The following is a 20,858-nucleotide window of genomic DNA, read 5'->3' as shown; positions in this document are numbered from 1 at the left end:
CGGCAGTGACCGCCGGAATCAGCACAAGTGAAGGCGACGCACCCATTGCGCAGACGGCGCTCAGAGGTCCGAAAACGGCATACGGCGGTTGCATGATCGGTCAAGGCGCAGATTGGAATTGATCATGCCGGCTCCCTTGCCACTGTCGGCGAGGTGATTTGCGAAGAATTCGATTGGCGTATGCGATGTTTTGGATCGGATCGGTCTCGGCAGACGCGACAACCGTTGGAGGCGGCGCGGTTTAACCCCAGTCGAACCGGCCGTCGTCCGAGCCGGACTCGCCTTCGAGGATCTTACGCTTACCGTCGAGCAGAAAGGCGATGGCGCGTTTCAGGTCCGCGAGCATGACCACCTGCTCGGACCCCTGTCGCATCGAGGCGTAAGAGGCCGCGAGCAGAACGGCGTTCTGAATGTCGCCGCCCGCGGCCCCCTCCGAATAGAGCGCCAGGCTCGCGAAATCGACATCCTCCGCCAGCGGCAACTGGGGCGGGATGTGGCAGCGCCAGATTTGCTCGCGCTGCTCGGTGGCGGGGAGCCTGAATTCGACATGGGCGAGCATGCGCCGCAGGAAGGCGGTGTCGTAACTCCCGACCAGATTCGAGGCGAAGATGACCGCGCCGTCGAAGTTGTCGAGCTCGATCAGGGTCGTGCTGCGCGCGACATTGATGCTGTTGTCGGCGGATTGGGAGACGTTGACCAGACGCTTGCCGAGGATGGAGTCGGCCTCGTCGAAGAAGAGCAGGGCGCCGGTCTCGGATGCCTTGGCGAAGGCGGCCTTGATGTTCTTGGGTGTCTCGCCGACATACTTCGACTCCAGCTCCGCATAGCTGATACGCAGGATCTTCTTGGCGAGCAGGTCGGCGATGGCGTCGGCGGCCAAGGTCTTGCCGGTCCCGGGCGGACCGTAGAAATTCAACGCGACGCGCCGTCCGGTGCGCGCCACCGAGCACAGACCCCAGGTCACGTAGAGCAAGTCCTGAGAGACCAGCACGTTGGTCGCCTCGCGGATGCGCTCCAAGGTGTCCTGATCGAGGATGAGTTGATTGAGGGTGTGGCGAGGCTCGACCGGATCGATGCCCTCCAGGCGCGTCTCGTCGGCTTCTTCGGAGGGCGCCGCGGCGGGACTTGCCTGTGCCATCGGCCCGGCATTGGGGGTCATGCCCTGGCCGTAAGGGTGCTCCAAGGTCGTCTTTGTCGGATTGAAATCGACCCGGATCTTCGGCTTGTTCAGGAGCCCCGGAAACGCGGAGGTTTCGAGCACCTGGACCAGCCGTTTCAGAAAGGCATTGGACGCCGCTGGCTCGACCTCCACCGAGGTGTCCTGACCCCTTTCCAAACACTGCGGGCAATACAGGAGCGGCGCGCCCACCACCTCGACGAAGTAATGGCCGAGATTGCTCTTCTTGCCGTGGTGCGAGAGCACCAGCTCGCAGCCATGAACCGGGCAGGTCGGCGTCTTGCGCAACAGCGACATCCCTCGCGAGCCCTATAAAACCGCGTCTCGTACGACATGCACTCTGTTCATTCGGGTCTCGCCCTCGCAGGAGTTCACGCCCGCTGCAGCGGACGCGGTTCAGCCAAAGACCAGATTGAGCATGGTCAGTGCTACGACGAGGAAGATGATCGTCATGATGCCGCCGGCACGCATGAAGTCGACGACCCGATAGTTGCCGGGCCCCATGAGCAGAGCGTTGACCTGATGGGTCGGAATCAAGAAGGAATTCGACGTGGCGATGGCCACCGTCAAGGCGAAGACGGCCGGGTTGGCGTCGATCCCCAAGGCCATGTTGACCGCCAGCGGGACGAGCAAGACGGTCGCGCCGACGTTCGACATCACCAAGGTGAAGAAGGTCGCGAGCACCGCGAGCGCGGCCTGGACGACCCAGATCGGCACGTCGCCGAGCGCCGTCAGTGTCTGCTGGGCGATCCAGGCGGCGGTGCCGCTGGCCTCGACGGCGAGTCCGAGCGGGATGAGCGAGGCCAACAGGAAGACCGTTTTCCAACTCACGGCCTCGTAGGCCTCGTCGATCGAGAGCACGCCCGCGAGGATCATGCCCATGGCACCGGTGAGCAGGGCCACCGAGAGCCGCAGATCGGTCAGGAGCACCAAGGCCAGTGTGATCACGAAGAAGACGAGAGCCGCGCGGACCTTATGCGGACGCAGCTCCTCGTGCGGATACTCGGTCGTGACCACGACGAAGTTGCGGTCTTTGGTCAGGCGAGTCAGGTCTGCCCAGGTCGTGTGGACCACCAAGGCATCGCCCGCGAGCAGGGGCGTATTGCGCACGCCGCCGGTGTTGAAGGTGATCTGGGTACCGCCGCGATTGATGGCGAGCAGCGAGAGCCCGTAGGTCTTGCGCATCCAGACATCGCGCGCGGTCTTGCCGATCAGGCTCGAGCCGGGCGGGATGACGATCTCGGCGATACCTGCCTTGGTGTTGGACATCGCCTCGGAGAAGAGCTCGAGGTCGGGTTTGACATCGACCGCGTTCTCCTCGGCAAAGCGCTCGAGCTTCTCCTCGGTCCCGAGCAGGCCGAGCGAGGTGCCGGCCTCGATACCGAGCGAGCGGTCCACCCCGTCGGCACCCAGGCGCAAGCCGTCGCCCTTCTCGACCGCGATGACCCGTACCCGCCAGGTCTGCTCCACCTGGTCGACGCTCATACCGATCAGCGTGCTTTCCGGACGAAGTCGCACCTCGCGGATCTCGAAGGAGGACAGCCCGTAGGTCTCGGCGAAGTAGCTGCTGGTGTCGCTGCCGGTCAGCATCTCGTTCCCGCGCGAGGGCAGGACGAAGCGCCCGGCGAGCACGAAATAGAGGATACCGGCGGTGAGCAAGGCGATGCCGATCGGGGTGACATCGAAGAGTTGGAAGGTCTCCATCGGCGCCGTTCCGGCCGGGAGTGCCTGATTCGAAGTCAGGATCAGGTCGTTCAAGAGGATCAGCGGGCTGGAGCCCACCATCGTGATGGTGCCGCCGAGGATGGCACAGAAGCCCATCGGCATCAGCAGGCGCGACATCGGCAACCCGGTGCGCGCGGAGATGCGGCTGACCACGGGCAGAAAGAGCGCCGCGGCCCCGACGTTCTGCATGAAACTCGAGATGCCGCCGACGGTTCCGGAGATCAGCGGGATGATCCGCGACTCGGTCTTGCCGCCGATGCGCATGATGAAGCCCGCGACCTTGGACATGATCCCGGTCTTGTCGAGCCCGGCCCCGATGATCATGACCGCGATGATGGAGATGACCGCGTTGCTCGCGAAGCCGTCGAACAGATGCTCGACCGGCACCAGTCCCTGCTCGAGCCCCATCAATGGAGCAAAGAGCCCGGACAGCCCGAGCAGCACCATGATGCTGATCGCGGCGACGTCGACCGTGACGACCTCGAAGGCGAACAGGAAGATGGTCAGAAGAAGGAAGCCGACGACCCAGGCGATCTCCACGGACGGGACGATACCGGCAAGGTAGAACCCGACGACTGCGAAGACGACTGCGGCGAGGTCGGTCTTGGTCAGGGCGCGAAAAGCGGCGAGCATGCTGAAGTGTCCTCTCTGTGTTCGGGTCCGTGTAACGGCTTCGGTGCCGAGTCTTCGACAGTGTGGCGATCGGACCTGTTGTCTTGGTGCGCGGTGTCGCGGGACGACGGCTCCTTCAGGTGTTGCGGCAGACGTTCCGGCGGACCCCGCGGTTTAGGCTCGGGGCGTGAACGGCTCCTGTCGCTGTGCCCTGAATGGACCACGGCAAGATTGGTGATCATAATGAAACCGATCCGGTTTTTCCCGGTTTTCTTCGAGGTCTTGTGTGTGCGCCCGACTTGGAGGACGCGTTTCGGTGTCTCCGACCTCGGTGTTGTCGGAATCCGGTCTGTAGCTCTGAACCCGGCGCACTGCTAGTCTTGATCTCATCTTTTGCACCGATCGCGTCCGGAGTCCGGAGCCATGAAGCACCTTGTTCGTCGGGTCCTGGTCAACCTCTGTTGGATCTCCGGCATACTGGTTCTAGCCGCGGATGCTGCGCCGCTGGTGAAGGTCGAGGAGGAGCTGCAGCGTCTGATGGCCCAGTACGGGTTCGAGGTGCGCGGCATCGAGCAAACGGCCGAGATGGAGGGACGCGCGGAGGGTGCCGAGCTGGTGCCTCGTCTTCGCGTACTGCTGGATGGTTTCGACCATGTGATCGTTCAGACCGACAACGGCGGGGTCGATCGGGTCATTATCCTCGGCGAGAAGGTTGCCGTGGTCGCGCCGCCGCTGATCATCGACAGCGAGGGATCGGGCTCTCCCTCGGACGCCGCATCGGAGGGCGAGGAGGGCCAACCGGGCGATCCGATCGTCTTGCCGACGCAGCGTCAGGGAACCTCGCACGCCGTGAACCTGACGATCGAGGGGCCGAACGGCCAGCGCGTCCAGCGGGTGTTGCTGATCGACACGGGTTCGGATCATGTGGTCCTGCCGGCTTCCTTGATCGGCCCGCTCGGGATCTCGCCGAACGATCTGCGGATGCAGACGGTGCAGACCGCCAACGGGACGGTCGACGCGCGGCTCGGTACCCTGAGTGGCGTGTGGCTCGGAGAGACGCGGATCGAAGGGGTCTCGGCGGCCTTTATCGACGACACCCGGCTCGGCGGGAACGCTCTCTTGGGGATGAGCCTGCTCGGACGCTTCCGCGTCACCATCGACGACGAGAAGAATCAGCTCACCTTGGCGGCGAGGTAGTGGGAAAGGCCGCCAGCCTCCAGCCTTCAGCCTTCAGCTTAAAGCCGTGCCAGCAGCTCGGCCTTCTTGGCGTTGAACTCCTCGTCCGTGAGGATGCCCTTGGCTCTGAGATCGCCGAGACGCTCGATGGCGGCGAAGATGTCGCCCTCGCTCGCCCCCGGGGCGGGCGCGGACCGGGACTGCGTCGAGCGATCCGTCGCATAGACCGGCGGCAGCGGCACTTCCAGGGGTTGACCGTTGCGCGAGACGACCGGGAGGCGTCCGAGATCGACAGTGCCGTATTGGCTGCCGAAGCTGATCGAGCCGCCGATGCCTTGCTGCTGGGCGAATCCACCGATCCGGTGGTCAAGCGTGTCGTAGACCCAGACATCCCCGCCGGTGTTGACGGCCAGGCGCTGCGCATTCGCGAAATAGGCGTACTTGACGTTGTTCTGACTCCCGGTCGCACTCGGTGCGCCGAGCTCTTGCGGCCACCAGTGATCGGCAGGGTCCGGTACGAAGAGATCGGATTCGCCGCGGAATCCGCCGCTCGTTTGGTTCTGAAAGGATCCGCCGCCTTGACTTTGAGATTGGAAGCTCCCGCTCTGAAGTAGGCCGGGTTGGTTGGCGAGCAGGTTGGAGAGTTCGTCGCAGAGTGCGTCGACCCGGCCCTTCAGCGAGGCGTTGAACATGTCGCCGAGCATCAACATGCCGCCCTGCATCCACTGGCCCGAGCCGCCGAATTCCGGGTGGCTGAATTGGGCCATGCCGCCGTTGCCGTTGAGCACGGCGACCAGCATGTGGATGACTGCATCCTGGCTGAAGCCGTGACGCAGGGCGATGTCCTCGACGATCTGTTGGCCCTGCGGTGTAAGCTGTTGCATTTTGACGGCTCCGGGGTGGTTGTTTGATGCCCGGAACGCTAACACAAGGCGGTCCGGGGTGTCGGTTTGGCCGCCGGTCGGTCGGATGGTCGTCGCGGCATTCAGGCCCCGACGACCGAACACAGGCCCATCCTAAACCGCGCCGAGCGCGGTACGCGATGTTTGTAGATGGAATCGGCCCCGGCAGATTTGACGACCGCTCAAGACGGTGCGGCTTAAGATATTCAAAAATATATCATTTTAAATCGCCTCTCCGCTAAGGACCGTGGATGCACCAGACATCGAACTCACTCGAAACTCAGCGTCTCGCGCCGGACGCGGTTTAGGCAGCCTCTCGCTCGGCCTCGACCATGATCTCCCGCGCCGGCGCGAGCGGATCCGCACCGATGGTGCCGATCAAGGCATCCAGATAGCCGGGCTGCTGCACCCTTGCAAGATCGGCCTTGGCGCGCTCCAGGCGTGCGGCGGCATCCAGACGGTCGGCCTCGTCTGCGTAGTGGCGCAGATCCATGAACTGCTGCAGATTCAGCACCATCCTCCGAGCGAGCTGGAGATCGCGCTGCTGCTTGATCTGCAGACGTTCGCGATACCAATCGGAGCTCAAGAGAGACTCGCGTGTAAAGAGGTTGCGGATCACGGGGTCGTGAACCTTTCTCCCCCGATAGTGGCCCTCCGCCATGATGTGGAGCAGGGCCGCGAGCGGCGGACAGGCGTCCTCGATGCTGCCGTCCTCGAAATAGCGTCGGGCAACGCGCTCTTGTGCCTCGCAGATGTTCTCGATGCCGTCGACGAAGACCTCCAGGCTCTGCGACTCCGGACGCAGGATGGCCGAGGTGAAGACCGCGCGCGGGTTGTCGAAGATCTTGCCCATGAAGTGGGCGACGAAGCGCTCGGTGATGCGGTAGCCGAGCCGGCTCGCCAGCACGGTACGGCCTTGGTACTCGAAGTCTTCGAGTGGCTCCAGATAGTCGTTGGCGATCAGATAGTGCGGATCGCGCTCCTGCTCGGTGAGACGCGCCCAGATCTCCGGAATCAAGAGGGATACGTCGTGCGAGACCTTCACGTCCGGGCCGATGTGTCCGGCTGAGCTCGAGAACCCGGCGTAGCCGGTGAGGATGTAGGACACCAGTGCGTTGTTGAGATCCACGGTCGGGCGCACGGCATTGAAGGGCGCTTTGGTCAGTGCCCCTTCGCTGCCGGCCCCGGTCGTGGAGGGTGACTTGCCGGTGAGCGAGCAGATGAAGTCCATGAAGAGTTCGGGAAGCTCTTGATAGTGGATCGGGTTGTAGACCGCGAGCGCCCGGATGCCGGGCTCCGGCGGGTTGTTGCGTCGTCCGGTCAGGACCGCGTCCACCGGGTGGCAGACCGGGATGTCCAGAGGCAGCTTGCGATGGAGGCGCGCACCCATCTCGGCGACGTACTTGCGCACCGGGTTGACCAGATCCGGGCGGATCTGAAGATAGCGCGGGTTCTTCGACGGCTTGCCGTCGACCAGGCGCGGGTGGGCGGAGGAGACGACGGCGAGGCCGTCATGCGCCGCCTGCTCGAGACGCTGGCGCATGGGTGCGGTGAAGGTCGAGAGGGTCAGAATATCGCCGATGACCGCGTCCAGCGTCGGTCCCGCAAGCGGCTCGTAGTTGGCCATGAAGTTGCCGTTCTGCGCCATCTCAAGCTCGGTCTGCTTGTCGAAGCCGGGGATGATGGCGTCGTCCGGGCGCTGGAATAGACGGTACTCGCAGTTTCGGGCCAGCTTGAGGCTGTGTCCGTCCTCGCGAGCCGCGGCTCTGCAACCGCTGACCGCACCCGCCGGGACCACGACCGAGGCGGTAATGTCGTCCTCCATCTGGATCTTCTCGGCGGCGATGAAGTCCTGGCGCAGCTTGAAGGTCCGCCACTTGCTGTCCGGATCGAACCCGACCCGCAGGTAGGTCGCCACGATGCGCCGCCCGAAGGCCTTGAGCTCGTGGCCGGGCGCACCGTCGACCTCGTCGACCGAGAAACGGTCGCGCCAAGCCTCGCCCCAGCTCGGACGGTAGAGACGCTTGATCATGAAGGTCAGGGCCAGCAACCGCGGCGGGATCATCGTGAGCCAGGTGTTGTACTCGCGGGTGTGGCTGGGCGAGGGGGTCAGCAGCTTGATGAGAGAGCCCAGACTGCGCTCCGGGGACAAGGGCTTGCGCCCGGCGTCGTGGTCCTCGTGCTCGAAACCGGGACGGAAGCGATCTCGGTAATCACGATCGAAGATCTCCTGCACCCGGTCCAGATCCTGAGTCAGATCGTCGACGAAGATGGGGCCGTAGAGCACGGCGTCCTCCAGCGACTTGGAGATCTCGGATTTGCCGCCGCCCGAGACGGTACAGGGCTTGTGACAGAAGGTTCCTTCCGGCTTGGTGCCGATGAGTCGCCAGGAGGGTGCGCCCGGGTGCTTCTGCATCTCGATCTTGTAGCCGTTGGGCTGGATGTAGATCTTGTCCGGCTGTAGCCGGATGGATCGTGTCGTGCCTTGGTAATCCCAGGTGATGACCTGGGCAAGCAGGTCCATGCGCAGACTCTGCGGGACATAGATGACCTGCGGGAAGCGTTTGTCGATCCCGTAACCCTCCGGCTGCAGGTCCATGATCGCGCCGTAACGCGCGGCCACATCGGCAAAGGAATAGCCGGGCTCGCGCGTGGTCTGATCCACGCCGAACTCTTCACCGTGGTTGAAGCGCGGGAACGCGAGCGCGCCGCCCGAGTGCTCCTCCTCGGCCAGGCCGAAGAGATTGGCGGCGAAGCTGATCTGGGTCTTGACCTCTTTCTTGCAGTAGCCGAAGTAGTTGTCCGCCAAGATGGTAACGATCACCCCGGAGGCGTCGCGCGCGGTGATCTTGAAGGCATTGCCGTCGTTGTAGCGTTCATCCGGTTCGCTCCAGCACATGCCCTCGGCACGCTGGCGCTCGGTCGCGTGGTCACGGTGCGGCAGACCCAGCGCTTGCTTGGTCAGCTGCGTCAGGTGCGGTGCGAGCAGCACGCAGCCGCTATGGCCGGTCCAGTGATCGACATCCAAGGCGGCATCGAAGTCGGCAAGATAGGGGTTGCCGCCGTTGCCGAAGATGCTTTCGACGAAATCCAGGTTGGAGACCAGATTGCCCGGCGCGAAGAAGCGGATCTCCATGTTCTTCTCGGGCTGGAATCCGGGCACCTCCGGGCAGACCAAGGGGCGCAGCAGCAGCGAGACGAACATCCGTGCCGGTTCGCTGTGGTTGGCCGTAAAGGGAATGGTCAGCAGGTCCTCGGGCGGATCGAGCGCGGCTTCGAGCAACTTTGCGAACACCGCCTTGGGCACCGCCTTCTTGTCGCCCGGGATGGGCAGTCCGCCCTCGGCGACGTGGAAAGACCCCTCGGTGGTGCGCCGGTCGCTCGCCGGGTTGTGCAGCACGCCTTGTGCGACGCGATAGCTCGAGATGATGTCCGAGGTGAAGACGTTGCTGTCGACGGGGACGGAGAGCTCGCGGGCGAGTCCATGACGGTCCAGGATGAAGGATTGATAGGGCAGGGTCGGGATTCGATCCAGCTCCAGATCCTCGAAATAGCGCCCCAGGAAATCCTGGATCCGACGATCCACCGGGCAGTGGTAGGTCGACAGGAGCCGGTTTTTCTCGCGATAGCTCAACAGCAGATCGTGGGCGATCTCGATGAAGTCCTCCGTCGCCGCCGTGCCGCAGGAGGGTTGACCCGAGGAGATGAGCTTGAAGTTGATGTAGAGATGGAGCTTCTGACGGTCTTCGGCCGACAGCGGCGCATAGGCTCCGTCGTGAAGATCGGCGGACGTGCCGGTGTGGAGACCAAGCTCGCGAATGGGATCGATCATGTTCGGTGACCTGCAGTGTTGGGCGGGGCCTGCCGCGGCGGCACGGCGCCCGTCGTTGCGAAAAGCATTCGAGGCGTCACTCTACAGAAGAGTTAAGCACAAACGGCGCCACGTGGGGCGCCCCTGGTCCGATGGCGTTCACATGCATCGTGTGTCGGATTTCAAACAAGTCACTCTGGATGCCGCGGCGCTGGAGTCTGACCGAGGCCGACAGCCGCCGAGCGCAAGCACCGGGATCGTCGAGCTGGAGGGAACCTGCCGGCCTGCCGTCAGGCCGGGGGAAGAGGTCGACTGCACGTCGACGATCCCGGTGTGCTCGCCGTTCGGCGACGTTCCGGAATGCCTGTCGCATTGAATTCGGGACAAGGATCGATCGCTCTCGCACCTTCGTGGTGCGGCTCAGCCGGCGGCGCACGAGATTTGCGAGGCGCAGGGAGTCCCGACCGGGTGCAGAAGAGACGTCCGGGCGGAGTTCGGGCGGTTGCTCGGGGCGCTTGACCTTCGACGGGCAACCATGTGAGGGTCAAACTTGGGCGTAAGACTCGACTCCGTTACGGCTGGCCGCGGAGTACTGCGGCACCCGAGGCCAGCTCATGGGGCGACAAACGATACAGCGAACGAACGGCAGCAGACAACGGAGTGATCACAATGCGCGTGCTAGTCACAGGCGGTGCAGGGTATATCGGCAGCCATACCTGCGTGGAGATGCTGATCGCGGGCATGGAGGTCGTGGTGGTGGACAATCTCTGCAACAGCAAGGAGGAGTCGCTGCGACGGGTCGGCGAAATCACGGGGCGCACCCCGACCTTCATCAAGGCGGATTTGCGTGATCGCACGGCACTCGATGCGATCTTTCGCGACGGCGCCTTCGACGCGGTCATCCATTTCGCCGGACTCAAGGCGGTCGGGGAGTCGGTCGAGATCCCGCTTGCCTACTACGAGAACAACGTCGGCGGCACCATCACGCTCTGCCAGGCGATGGCCGCCGCCGCGGTGAAGAATCTGGTCTTCAGCTCGTCTGCCACGGTCTACGGGGATCCGGCGACGGTGCCGATCCGCGAAGGGTTTCCGCTGTCGGCGACCAATCCCTACGGACGCTCCAAGCTCTTCATCGAGGAGATCCTGCGCGACCTTCACGTCTCGGACGGCGCCTGGAATATCGCTTTGCTGCGCTATTTCAATCCGGTCGGCGCGCATCCGAGCGGGCGCATCGGCGAGGACCCCAACGGCATTCCGAACAATCTGATGCCCTATATCGCCCAAGTCGCCGTCGGCAAGCTGCCGCGGCTGCGTGTCTTCGGCGACGACTATCCGACCCCGGACGGCACCGGCGTGCGCGATTACATCCATGTCGTCGATCTGGCGCGCGGACATCTCGCGGCGCTGCGTCGGCTCGAACAGGCTCCGGGCGTGGTGACCTACAACCTCGGGACAGGGCAAGGCTACAGCGTGCTCGACATGGTCGATGCCTTTGCGCGCGCGAGCGCTCGCCCGGTGCCCTTCGAGATCGTCGCGCGTCGGCCCGGCGATATCGCCGTCTGCTATGCCGATCCGGCGCTCGCCAAGGCGGAGCTCGGTTGGGAGGCGCAATTCGGGATCGACGCGATGGTCCGGGACAGTTGGCGGTGGCACTCCGAGAACCCGCAGGGGTTCGGCGACTGAAGGCATGTCAGCTCCGGCGTTCAAGGATCTCGCCGAGGCAGATCCAATCCAAAACGATGCATGTCGGCTCCGGACGCGGTTTAGGCCGGGAGATTCAAACAGATCCTCGCACCCCCGAGCGTCGATGACTCGACGCCGAGGCGTCCACCGTAGGCCTCGCAGATCTCGCGGGCCATGGCGAGACCGATACCGTGACCGGGCACGGCCTCGTCGGCGCGGACGCCGCGGGCGAGGAGAGGTTCGGCATCCTGCGGCGCAATGCCGGGTCCGTCGTCCTCGATGGCGATGATGAGCAGCCCTTTGGACATATAGGCGCCGATTCGGACCTCCTTTCGGCACCATTTGAATGCATTGTCGAGCAGGTTGCCGAGCATCTCCATCAGATCCCCTTCGACACCGTTGATTTGCAGCTCTTGCGGGACCGAAAGCGTGACCTCGACACCCTTGTCGCGATAGACCTTTGCGAGCGAGGCGAGGAGACGTTCAGCCACGCGCCTGATCGGCACGGGCGGCGCGAGTATGGATGCGGGCGCGGTGCCCGTGCGGGCGCGTTGCAATTGGTGCGCAACGATGTTGTCCATCCGCCCGAGCTGCTCCTCCATGAGCGCGCGCATGTCCTGTCCGGAGCCGGCATCGCCGAGCGCGCCCCGCATTACCGCGAGCGGCGTCTTGAGGCTGTGCGCGAGGTCGCCGAGCGCGTTGTCGAGCCGCATCTGGCGTGCCTGCGCATGGGCCAGCAGTCCGTTCAGATTGTCGGTCAGGGTGCTGATCTCGGTCGGATAGCGGCCGAGGATCTTGTCTTGTTGGCCGGACTCGATGGCGACGACCTCGGCGCTGACCCGTCTCAAAGGGGCCAATCCCCAAGCGAGGATCAAGACCAGCGCCGTCAACATGAGCAGGGCCATTGCACCGAGCCAGACGGCGAGGCTTGCGCGAAAGCGTCCGACCTCTTCGTCGAAGGCGACCGTGTCTTCCGCCACCAGGAAGACATAGTGGCGCGGCACCGCCCCCGTCGCCCAAGACACGCCGAAGCCTTCCACCAGATAGTCCTGTCCGTTGCCGTCGGTTCGAAATTCGAGGCGTCGCTCGCCGGGCACGAGCGCCATGGGGCCGGGCTCGGGGGTGCCGATCGCGGAGTCGGATTCCCAAATCAGACGGTCGGCGCCGTCGAAAACGCGGGCGTACAGGCCCGATCCAGGCAGGCTGAAGCGAGCCTCGGCGAGCGCTTCGGGAAAGACCAAGCCCTCGTTCTCCGCCTCCGCTGCCGCCATGAGCAGAAAGATCTGGGCGAGCAGACGCTCTTCGCGCGATGATTCGGCCGTGTCGCGGAAGGCGCGTTCCAGGGCAAGGCTGGTGAGCAGGATGAAGAGCGCGAGCACCGCGGCGGCGGAGGCGACGACGCGTGCACGCAGCGACATCAGGCGGAACCCGGGTGCGTGTCCTCGCTTGCGAGCGTCAGGCGATAGCCGCGACCGCGCAAGGTCTCGATCGGCGCGAGCGAGCCGTCCGGGTCGAGCTTGCGACGCAGGCGGCCCAGAAGCACCTCGATGACGTTGCTGTCGCGATCCTCGTCGTGTGGATAGAGTCGGTCCGCCAAGGCTTGCTTGGAGAGCACACCGCCGCGCGCGCTCGCCAGTTGCTCCAACAGCCGGTACTCGTACGCGGTCAACTCGGTGGGGCGCTCGTGGATCCAGACCGACTGGGCGACCAGATCCATGCGCAACGGACCGATGCGCAGCTCCCGCGACGCCGCTCCGTTGGATCGGCGGATCAGGGCGCGCAGTCGGGCCAAGAGTTCCTCGGTCTGAAAGGGTTTGGCGAGATAATCGTCGGCCCCCGCCTCGAGACCTTCAACCTTGTCCTGCCAGCGGTCGCGCGCGGTCAGAATCAGGATCGGCAGGAGGCTGTTGCCGGCACGCAGGTTGCGGATGATCTCCAGCCCACTCATCCCGGGAAGACCGAGATCGATCACCGCAGCGTCGAAGGGGTATTCGGTGGCCAGGTACAAACCTTCGTGACCCTCGCCGGTGCCCTGCGCAACGGCGCCCTCGCGAGCGAGACGCTCGATGATTTGGCGACGCAGCTCGGTCTCGTCCTCGATCACCAGGATATGCATAGGTTCACCCTTCAGCGACCCGAGACGAAGACGTATTTGACCTCGCCCGACGGTGTCAGAACCTTGACTTGATAACCGCCGTCGGCCGCCTTCACGGAGAGCACACGCCCGCCGCCGGTCTGGCGCCGCGCCTCTTGTTCCGCTTGCGAAGGGCTCATTTGTCCTTGGCCCGACTTATCGCGGCCCCAAGCCGCCCCGGTCGTCGCGGTGACGGCAACGAGAAGCAAGACGGCGAGGGCGAGTCTGGTCGAGCGCATGGTGTTGGTGGCTCCGGGATCCGTTCCAGGTGCGAGTGAATCTAGCACAGACGGCCTGTCGGGCCGAAGGCATCCGCGCGCAGCAGCGCACTATCTCGGGTTGCGATCGTTCCTGTAGCCGGGCTGCGAAGGACTCAGGATGACCGAGCGTGGAGGGACATAACCGCGAATGGCATGGCCGCCGTATTCCGGTGCCGTGATCGTCGTGGTGCCGCGCTCGGGGCGATAACGGCGTGGGTAGGTCTGACAAGGCCGATCGCGATCACAGCGCCATTCCCGACCGTCGCGCCCTTCCCGGACGGGAGGCTCCCGCGCGGTCGAGATCGTCGGTGCGATGACGAGTGTCGCGAGACCGACAGCGGATAGGATCAACAGCGTCCGGCTGATATTCATGGATCGTCTCCAGCGAAACGACGGGGAAACCGATACCCCGTCATCACCCCAATCATAGAGCCTCCACGCTGAACCGCACCTGAACCGCAGTGCTGTCGATACCTCTGCTCACTTAAACCGCGCCCGCTGCAGACTCAGCAGACGGGCGCGACCGCAACCCCGGGGAGCCAGCGCATGTCGCCCCGGGACGCGGTTCAATGGCCTTTAAGCCGCCTGCGCATCGCGTGCAGGGTCGGCTCGGTGTAGCCGTTCGGAGCCTCGCGACCCTTGAAGATCAGGTCCGAGGCGGCTTCGAAGGCGATGCCGTCGAACCCGGGTGCCATCGGGCGATAAACGGGATCGTCCGCGTTTTGGGCGTCGACCACGGCGGCCATCCGCTTGAGCGTCTCCATGACCTGCGCGCGCGATACGATCCCGTGATGCAGCCAGTTGGCGACATGCTGGCTCGAGATCCGCAGGGTTGCGCGATCCTCCATCAGGCCGACGTTGGCGATATCCGGCACCTTCGAGCAGCCCACACCCTGATCGACCCAGCGCACCACGTAGCCCAGGATACCCTGGCAGTTGTTGTCGAGCTCCTGCTGAATCTCCTCCGCACTCCAGGCGCAGCTCGGGTCGAGCGGGATTTGCAGGATGGTGTCCAGGCTGGCCCGCGGTCCGCCGGCGGCCAGCTCGGCTTGGACGGCGGCCACGTCGACCTGGTGGTAGTGCATGGCATGCAGGGTCGCGGCGGTCGGGGAGGGGACCCAGGCGCAGTTGGCGCCGGCCTTGGGATGACCCGCCTTGGTCGCGACCATGGCGCGCATCTCGTCGGGCATGGTCCACATGCCCTTGCCGATCTGGGCGTGGCCGCGCAGACCGCAGGCGAGACCGACATCGACGTTCCAGTTCTCGTAGGCGAGCAGCCAGGGCGCGGTTTTCATGTCGCCTTTGCGCAGCACCGCGCCGGCCTCCATGTCGGTGTGGATCTCGTCGCCCGTACGGTCCAGGAAGCCGGTGTTGATGAAGATGACCCGCTCGGAGGCCACCCGGATGCACTCCTTGAGGTTCAGGGTCGTGCGGCGCTCCTCGTCCATGATGCCGATCTTGATGGTGTTGCGGGCGAGTCCGAGCGCATCCTCGACCCCTGCAAAGATGTCGACCGCGAGTTGGACCTCCTCGGGTCCGTGCATCTTCGGCTTGACGATGTAGACGCTGCCGGCGCGCGAGTTGCGATGGACCCCGTAGGTCGGATGGATGTCGTGCAGTGCGCAGGCCACCGTGACCAGCGCATCGAGCATGCCCTCCGGGATCTCGTTGCCGTCGGCGTCCAGCACGGCATCCGTGGTCATGAGATGGCCGACGTTGCGCACCAGCATGAGCGCGCGACCCGGGAGCACGAGGGTGCCGCCGAGCGGGGTGCGGTAGACCCGGTCGTCGTCCAGGGCGCGATCGACAAGCTTACCGCCCTTCTGAAAACGGGCCGTGAGGTCGCCCTTCATGAGGCCCAGCCAGTTGCGGTAGACCTCGACCTTGTCTTCGGTATCCACCGCGGCGACCGAGTCCTCGCAATCCTGGATGCTGGTCATGGCCGATTCCAAGATCAGGTCGGCCACGCCGGCTGGGCTGGCGCGACCGACCTGATGCTCGCGATCGATCCGAATCTCGATGTGCAGGCCATGGTTGACCAGCAAGACGGCATCCGGCTTCTCCGGGGTGCCCAGGTAGCCGACGAACTGGCCTGGCTCCTCCAACATGGTCTGGCTGTTGTCCGGCAGGCACACGACCAGCTTGCCGTCCTCGATCCGATAGCCGCAGGACTCCCCGTGCGAGCCGCGGTTCAGGGGTGCGGCCTCGTCGAGGAAGGCGGCAGCGCGGGCGATGACCTCCGCACCGCGTTTGGGGTTGTAGGTCTTGCCGCGCTCCATTCCGTCGGCGTCCGGGATCACATCGGTCCCGTAGAGCGCATCGTAGAGACTACCCCAGCGCGCGTTCGCGGCGTTCAGTGCGTAGCGTGCGTTGCTCACCGGCACCACGAGCTGCGGACCGGCGATCTCGGCGATCTCGGGGTCGACGTTTGCCGTGGTGACGCCGAAGCCCGGCCCTTCGGGGACCAGATAGCCGATGTCCGACAGGAAGGCGCGATAGGCGCCCGAATCCAGTGTCCGGCCGCGATGCTCCAGATGCCAGGCATCGATGCGCGCCTGCAAGGCATCGCGTCGACCGAGCAGCTCGCGGTGTCGCGGCGCGAGCTCGTGCAACAGCGACCCGAAGGCGCCCCAGAGTTGATTCGGGTCGATCCCGGTGCCCGCGAGCACCTCGCCCTCGACCAAGTCGTAGAGGGGTTTGGCGACCTTCAGGCCACCCACGTCCACGCGTTCCATCCTGTTCTTCTGCATCATTCGGTCTCCATCCCTCGTTTCGAGAGGGCCGTCTCAGTGGTGTCGGGGATTGTGCGGATCGCAAGCGGCCGTGCTTCCACACCGGCCATCGCTGCGATCGTCTCTCTGAAGTCGCGACCGGGTGGCCTCGATCGGAGTGTGTCGCGGATCGGGTGCCGGGAGCGCTTCTGGAGCCCTGATGTTAACTACACTAAGATGGAGTGCTTGCACAGACACGGCAAGTATAACCTGATGAGTTTTGTCAAGTGAGAGCATTCGTCCCGGCAATGCTTATTTCATGGCATCTGCTGCAGACGTTCGGGCCGGGGAATCAGGTCGCAACGCGCGCGGGCGCCGGCAACAGGGCGGTCGCCTACCGAGGAAACCGATGAAGCACCTCTTTCGGTCGTCGCCAGCCTTGCGTATCACGCTTGCCTATCTCGGCTTTGCGCTGGTCTGGATCGCCGTCTCGGACTGGCTGTTGACGCGCGGCGCGGGCGACTCCCCGGCCCTGCTCTGGCTGAGCATGTTCAAGGGCTGGCTGTTCGTCGTCGTAACGGCCGGCCTGCTCTATCTGTTGCTGCAGCTTCGGACCGAACGACGGGTCGATGCGGCCGACGAGCCGGTCAAGCATGGCCATCTGTTGTTGGCCTTCCTCGGTCTCGTCTGTCTGGTTCCTCTGCTCAGTTTCGGCGTCGTCGTTATCCATGGTCCGCAGCTCGAGCACCAGGCCTACGAGAACCTGGAGGCGATCGCCGCACTCAAGGCGGATCAACTGGAACAATGGATGGCCGTTCGTCATGCCGACGGGACGCTGCTCGCATCGGACACCGCATTCGCTCGGCGTCTCGACGCCCTGCTTCGCGAGGACACATCCGATCCGTTGCTCAAAGACGATATTGCGGGCCGACTCGCCGCGTTGGCGGCTGCCCGCAACTATGAAGGCATCCTGATCCTCCGTTCGGATGGACAGCGGTTCTTGACCATCGGGGAGGACTACGCCCCGCACGAGGGACTTGCGGATCTGATCGCCCGGGCCCGTGCCGCAGGTCATGCCCTGTATCACGGCCCACATCGCGGCGAGGACGGTGCCTATCATCTGGACTTGGCGGTGCCGATTTCGGTCACCGAAAACGGGACACGCCGGGCGGTCGCGACCCTGGTGCTGCACACGGATCCCGCCGCCTTTTTCTTCCCGCTCTTTCGCATCGGGCCGACCTCCAGTGCGAGTGCCGAGACTCTCTTGGTCGAGAGGGTCGGCGAGGACGCCGTGTTTCTGACCGCCCCCCGGCATGAGGACTGGTCCTCGGTCGGCCATCGGGTACCTTTGACGACGGTGTTGCCGGCCACCGACGCGCTTGAGCAGACCGCGATCGCCGGACGGGTTCCCGGAGTCGACTATCGCGGCATGCCCGTGCTGGCCGTCTACCGTCAAATCGCGGGGCCCGATTGGCGTCTCGTCGCCAAGATCGATCGTGCCGAGGTGATGGCGCCGCTGAAGGTCCTGGTCTTTTGGGTCAGCCTCATTGCCTTCTTCGCACTTGTGGTGGTCGGGATCGTCGGCGGTGTGTCGAGACGTCTGCAGCAGCGCGCCCATCGTCTCGAGTTGGCGGCGCAGGCCGCCGAGAAGGATCGGCTGCTGATGAAGTTCTTCGAGCTTCCCTTCGTGGGCATGGCGATCACCTCGCCGCAGACCAAACGCTGGAGCCGCTTCAACGATCGGCTCTGCGAGATCTTCGGGTACGCGCGCGAGGAGTTGGCCGAGATGACCTGGGTCGAGGTGACCTATCCGCCGGATCTCGAGGCGGATCTGGCCGAGTTCGAGCGCGTGATGGCCGGGCAGTCGGACGGCTATGCGATGGAGAAGCGCTTCGTGCGCAAGGACGGGCGGATCGTCCATACGAAGATCGATGTCCGCGCCGTGCGGCACCACGGCGGGGCCATCGACTACTTCGTCGCGACCGTCGAGGACATCAGCGAGCGCAAGCGTCAGGAAGAACGACTCCGCCTGGCCGCAGCGCTGTTCGACAACACGCGCGAGGGTGTCGTGGTGACGGATCGCGACACGCGCATCCTCCAGGTCAACACGGCGTTCGTCGAGCTGACGGGCTATGGCGAGGAGGATGCACTCGGACAAACTCCGAGTCTGCTGCGATCCGACCGCCACGACGCCGCCTTCTTCGATGCGATGTGGCGCAGCATCGACGAAACCGGTCATTGGCAGGGCGAACTCTGGAACCGGCGCAAGAACGGCGAGCTCTATCCGGTGTTGCTCAACATCAGCGAGGTCAGGGACGATGCGGGGCGGGTGATCCAGTATGTCGGCGCCTTTTCGGATCTGTCGCAGATCAAGGAGTCCGAGTCTCGGCTGGATTTTCTGGTCCATCACGATCCTCTGACCGAGCTGCCCAATCGTCTGCTGCTCGTCTCGCGCCTGGATCACGCGATCGACGTCGCGGCCCGAGAGGGTCAGCTCGTGGCGCTGCTGCTGCTGGATCTGGACCGCTTCAAGGACGTCAACGACAGTTTCGGTCATCCCGCAGGCGATGTTCTGCTCCGACAGACGGCACGGCGCCTCGGCGGTTGTCTGGTTGCGGCCGATACCTTGGCCCGCCTCGGTGGAGACGAGTTTGCGATCTTGCTCGAAGCTATCGTCGATCCGCAGGACGCCGCCCGTGTCGCCGAGCGGCTGATCGAGGTGTTGGGCGAGACCACCAGGCTGCCGGATGGCACCGAGGTGCGCATCGGCGCCAGCATCGGCATCAGCGTCTACGCCGGGCAAGACGAGGATGCCGGGGAAATGCTGCGGCAAGCCGACGCCGCACTCTATCGGGCGAAGGCGGGGGGCCGCGGTCGATTCGATTTCTATACCGAGGATCTCACCCTCAGCGCAAGGCAGCGCGTCGAGACCGAGCGGCGGCTGCGCGACGCCCTGGCCGAGGGGCACTTGGTCGCGCATTATCAACCCCAGGTCGAGATCGCCACCGGACGCGTGATCGGCGTGGAGGCATTGCTGCGCTGGCGCGATCCCGAGCGCGGGTTGATCCCGCCCGGCGAATTTATCCCGCTCGCCGAGGAGACGGGCTTGATCGGAGCGCTCGGCGAGTGGGTGCTGCATGAGGCTTGCCGCCAAGGCGTTCGCTGGATGCAGGCCGGCATTGCACCCTTGGTCGTCGCGGTCAACCTCTCCGCGCATCAATTGCGTCAAGGCGACATCGTCGAGTCCGTCGCGCGCGTGCTTCGCCAGACCGGTTTCCCGGCCGATCGGCTCGAGCTCGAGCTCACCGAGAGCGCCTTGATGGAGGGCGCGGGCGATACCGCAGGCGTCCTCGATCGTCTGCGCGCGCAGGGCATCCACATGGCGGTCGACGACTTCGGAACCGGCTATTCCTCCTTCGCCTATCTGCGCGGATTCCGTCTGGACGTGCTCAAGATCGATAAGGGCTTCATCGACGAGATCGACCAACAGCAGGATGCGCGGACCATCGTCGATGCCATCATCGCCATGGGACACGCGCTCGGATTGAAGGTCTTGGCCGAGGGCGTCGAGACCCAAGCCCAGCTCGACATCCTGCGCGACCAAGGCTGCGATCTCTTTCAAGGTTATCTGAAGAGTCGGCCCTTGGATGCCGATTCAGTCACCGCGCTGCTGCTTACCGATGCGGGCTGATCCTTGGCTCTGCGGCGCACGACCGGACGGCCCGACCGATGACGGATAAGCTCTCGCCGGCCCGGCGCTCGCGTCTCATGGCCCGGGTCGTCGGCAAGGACACCAAGCCCGAATGGATCCTGCGGTCGGCCTTGCATCGGCTCGGCTTTCGCTATCGACTGGGCGGCGGCGGCTTGCCCGGTCGACCGGATCTGGTCCTGCCCAAGTATCGCGCCGTTGTTTTCGTGCACGGCTGCTTCTGGCATCACCATGCCGATTGCAAACGGGCGACCTTGCCGCGGACCAACGCGGCTTTCTGGAAGGAGAAGCTCGAACGCAATGTCGCGCGCGACGCCGAGGCCGTCGCCGCGCTCGATGCCTTGGGTTGGAAGGTCATCGTGGTGTGGGAATGCGAGCTTTACCGCGATCCGGTCGCGGTCGCGTCTCGCGTGTTTGCGGCATTGACCGAGGGAGCTGCCGTTCAGGAGGACGGCGGCTTCGACGTCGGGACGCTCGATCCGCGCCGGCTACTGCAGGTCGCCGAAGAGAAGCGACGCTACCGGATCGGCCCAAGGCAACTCGACGAGGATCCGGATCAAGAAGGGTGAATGCATGAGCCAAGCAACGGGGTGGTCGAGAGCGGAGTTGCCATGCTTCGGCAGTTCAAGATGGTCAGGCGAGATCATCAACGACCTGTTCGGAGAGTAAGCCTGCGTGCTCGAAGCAAGCCGAACTCCTGCCCGCCACCGAAAATGAGCGGTCGCATCCGCAATCGGGGGCGATCTCGAACAAACAGACATCTGACCCCTTAGGTCCATGGAACTTATGGGCCGACAACGAGAGCAGGTCGATGGGGATCTGTGAAAGATCGATGTGAAACTTTCCTGCCGACCGGGCGGCATCGACATGCAGGAGCACACCAGGATCCTCGGCAATCGCGGCACCTGTGCTTAGGCCGCTATGCCTCACAGGGAATGGCGGTTCACGCGATGGGATG

At 64.5% G+C, this 20,858-nt stretch carries 14 protein-coding genes; 4 read left to right on the top strand and 10 right to left on the bottom strand.

What is annotated here, in order from left to right; translation table 11 throughout:
- Window positions 1–241: 241 nt before the first annotated feature.
- Together B4N44_RS05730 and B4N44_RS05725 are read right to left on the bottom strand one after the other, a co-directional pair.
- Entirely contained in the window at window positions 242–1,474 is a 1,233-nt protein-coding gene (locus tag B4N44_RS05730) for an ATP-binding protein (RefSeq protein WP_296697829.1), read from the bottom strand.
- A gap of 99 nt (window positions 1,475–1,573) precedes the next feature.
- Window positions 1,574–3,535, bottom strand: coding sequence for an SLC13 family permease (locus tag B4N44_RS05725; protein WP_296697826.1), 1,962 nt, complete (start codon window positions 3,533–3,535; stop codon window positions 1,574–1,576).
- 402 nt (window positions 3,536–3,937) lie between these two features.
- Between B4N44_RS05725 and B4N44_RS05720 the strand changes: the two genes are divergently transcribed.
- Window positions 3,938–4,711 (top strand): retropepsin-like aspartic protease family protein, encoded by a 774-nt coding sequence (locus B4N44_RS05720; protein WP_296697823.1) that lies wholly within the window; start codon window positions 3,938–3,940, stop codon window positions 4,709–4,711.
- 38 nt (window positions 4,712–4,749) lie between these two features.
- Here the strand turns inward: B4N44_RS05720 and B4N44_RS05715 are convergent, their stop codons facing one another.
- The gene (locus B4N44_RS05715) at window positions 4,750–5,574 is read right to left on the bottom strand and encodes an SHOCT domain-containing protein (RefSeq protein WP_296697821.1); all 825 of its coding nucleotides are present in this window, start codon (window positions 5,572–5,574) and stop codon (window positions 4,750–4,752) included.
- A 322-nt stretch (window positions 5,575–5,896) separates the two neighbouring features.
- The gene (locus B4N44_RS05710) at window positions 5,897–9,424 is read right to left on the bottom strand and encodes a hypothetical protein (protein WP_296697818.1); all 3,528 of its coding nucleotides are present in this window, start codon (window positions 9,422–9,424) and stop codon (window positions 5,897–5,899) included.
- A 648-nt stretch (window positions 9,425–10,072) separates the two neighbouring features.
- Between B4N44_RS05710 and galE the strand changes: the two genes are divergently transcribed.
- Window positions 10,073–11,086, top strand: coding sequence for a UDP-glucose 4-epimerase GalE (gene galE, locus B4N44_RS05705; protein ID WP_296697816.1), 1,014 nt, complete (start codon window positions 10,073–10,075; stop codon window positions 11,084–11,086).
- Between the two features lie 80 nt (window positions 11,087–11,166).
- On the opposite strand, the gene B4N44_RS05700 is transcribed toward galE, so the two are convergent.
- From B4N44_RS05700 to B4N44_RS05680, 5 genes are all read right to left on the bottom strand, one after another.
- Window positions 11,167–12,504: an ATP-binding protein gene (locus tag B4N44_RS05700; RefSeq protein ID WP_296697811.1), complete on the bottom strand. Its 1,338-nt coding sequence runs from the start codon at window positions 12,502–12,504 to the stop codon at window positions 11,167–11,169.
- Window positions 12,504–13,202: a response regulator transcription factor gene (locus tag B4N44_RS05695; protein WP_296697807.1), complete on the bottom strand. Its 699-nt coding sequence runs from the start codon at window positions 13,200–13,202 to the stop codon at window positions 12,504–12,506. The genes B4N44_RS05700 and B4N44_RS05695 overlap by 1 nt, the downstream gene beginning before the upstream one ends.
- A gap of 11 nt (window positions 13,203–13,213) precedes the next feature.
- Window positions 13,214–13,459 carry a hypothetical protein gene (locus B4N44_RS05690; RefSeq protein WP_296697805.1) on the bottom strand — a complete coding sequence of 82 codons (246 nt, stop codon included), beginning with the start codon at window positions 13,457–13,459 and terminating at the stop codon, window positions 13,214–13,216.
- Window positions 13,460–13,549: 90 nt separating this feature from the next.
- Window positions 13,550–13,852, bottom strand: a complete 303-nt coding sequence (locus B4N44_RS05685; protein WP_296697803.1) for a hypothetical protein — start codon at window positions 13,850–13,852, stop codon at window positions 13,550–13,552.
- A gap of 194 nt (window positions 13,853–14,046) precedes the next feature.
- Window positions 14,047–16,230 (bottom strand): malate synthase G, encoded by a 2,184-nt coding sequence (locus tag B4N44_RS05680; RefSeq protein ID WP_296697848.1) that lies wholly within the window; start codon window positions 16,228–16,230, stop codon window positions 14,047–14,049.
- Between the two features lie 370 nt (window positions 16,231–16,600).
- Here B4N44_RS05680 and B4N44_RS05675 point away from each other — a divergent pair, with 370 nt between their 5' ends.
- Together B4N44_RS05675 and B4N44_RS05670 are read left to right on the top strand one after the other, a co-directional pair.
- Window positions 16,601–19,882, top strand: coding sequence for a bifunctional diguanylate cyclase/phosphodiesterase (locus B4N44_RS05675; RefSeq protein ID WP_296697800.1), 3,282 nt, complete (start codon window positions 16,601–16,603; stop codon window positions 19,880–19,882).
- Window positions 19,883–19,920: 38 nt separating this feature from the next.
- Window positions 19,921–20,469: a very short patch repair endonuclease gene (locus tag B4N44_RS05670; RefSeq protein ID WP_296697798.1), complete on the top strand. Its 549-nt coding sequence runs from the start codon at window positions 19,921–19,923 to the stop codon at window positions 20,467–20,469.
- A gap of 64 nt (window positions 20,470–20,533) precedes the next feature.
- On the opposite strand, the gene B4N44_RS19885 is transcribed toward B4N44_RS05670, so the two are convergent.
- A complete protein-coding gene (locus B4N44_RS19885) occupies window positions 20,534–20,779 on the bottom strand; it encodes an aminotransferase class V-fold PLP-dependent enzyme (protein WP_296697795.1) in 246 nt (81 codons plus the stop codon).
- Window positions 20,780–20,858: the final 79 nt, after the last annotated feature.

This window comes from Thiocapsa sp. UBA6158 (assembly GCF_002423035.1).
Taxonomy (GTDB): domain Bacteria; phylum Pseudomonadota; class Gammaproteobacteria; order Chromatiales; family Chromatiaceae; genus Thiocapsa.
The sequence above is the reverse complement of the archived record's forward strand: the minus strand, read 5'-3'. Positions and strand labels throughout refer to the sequence as shown.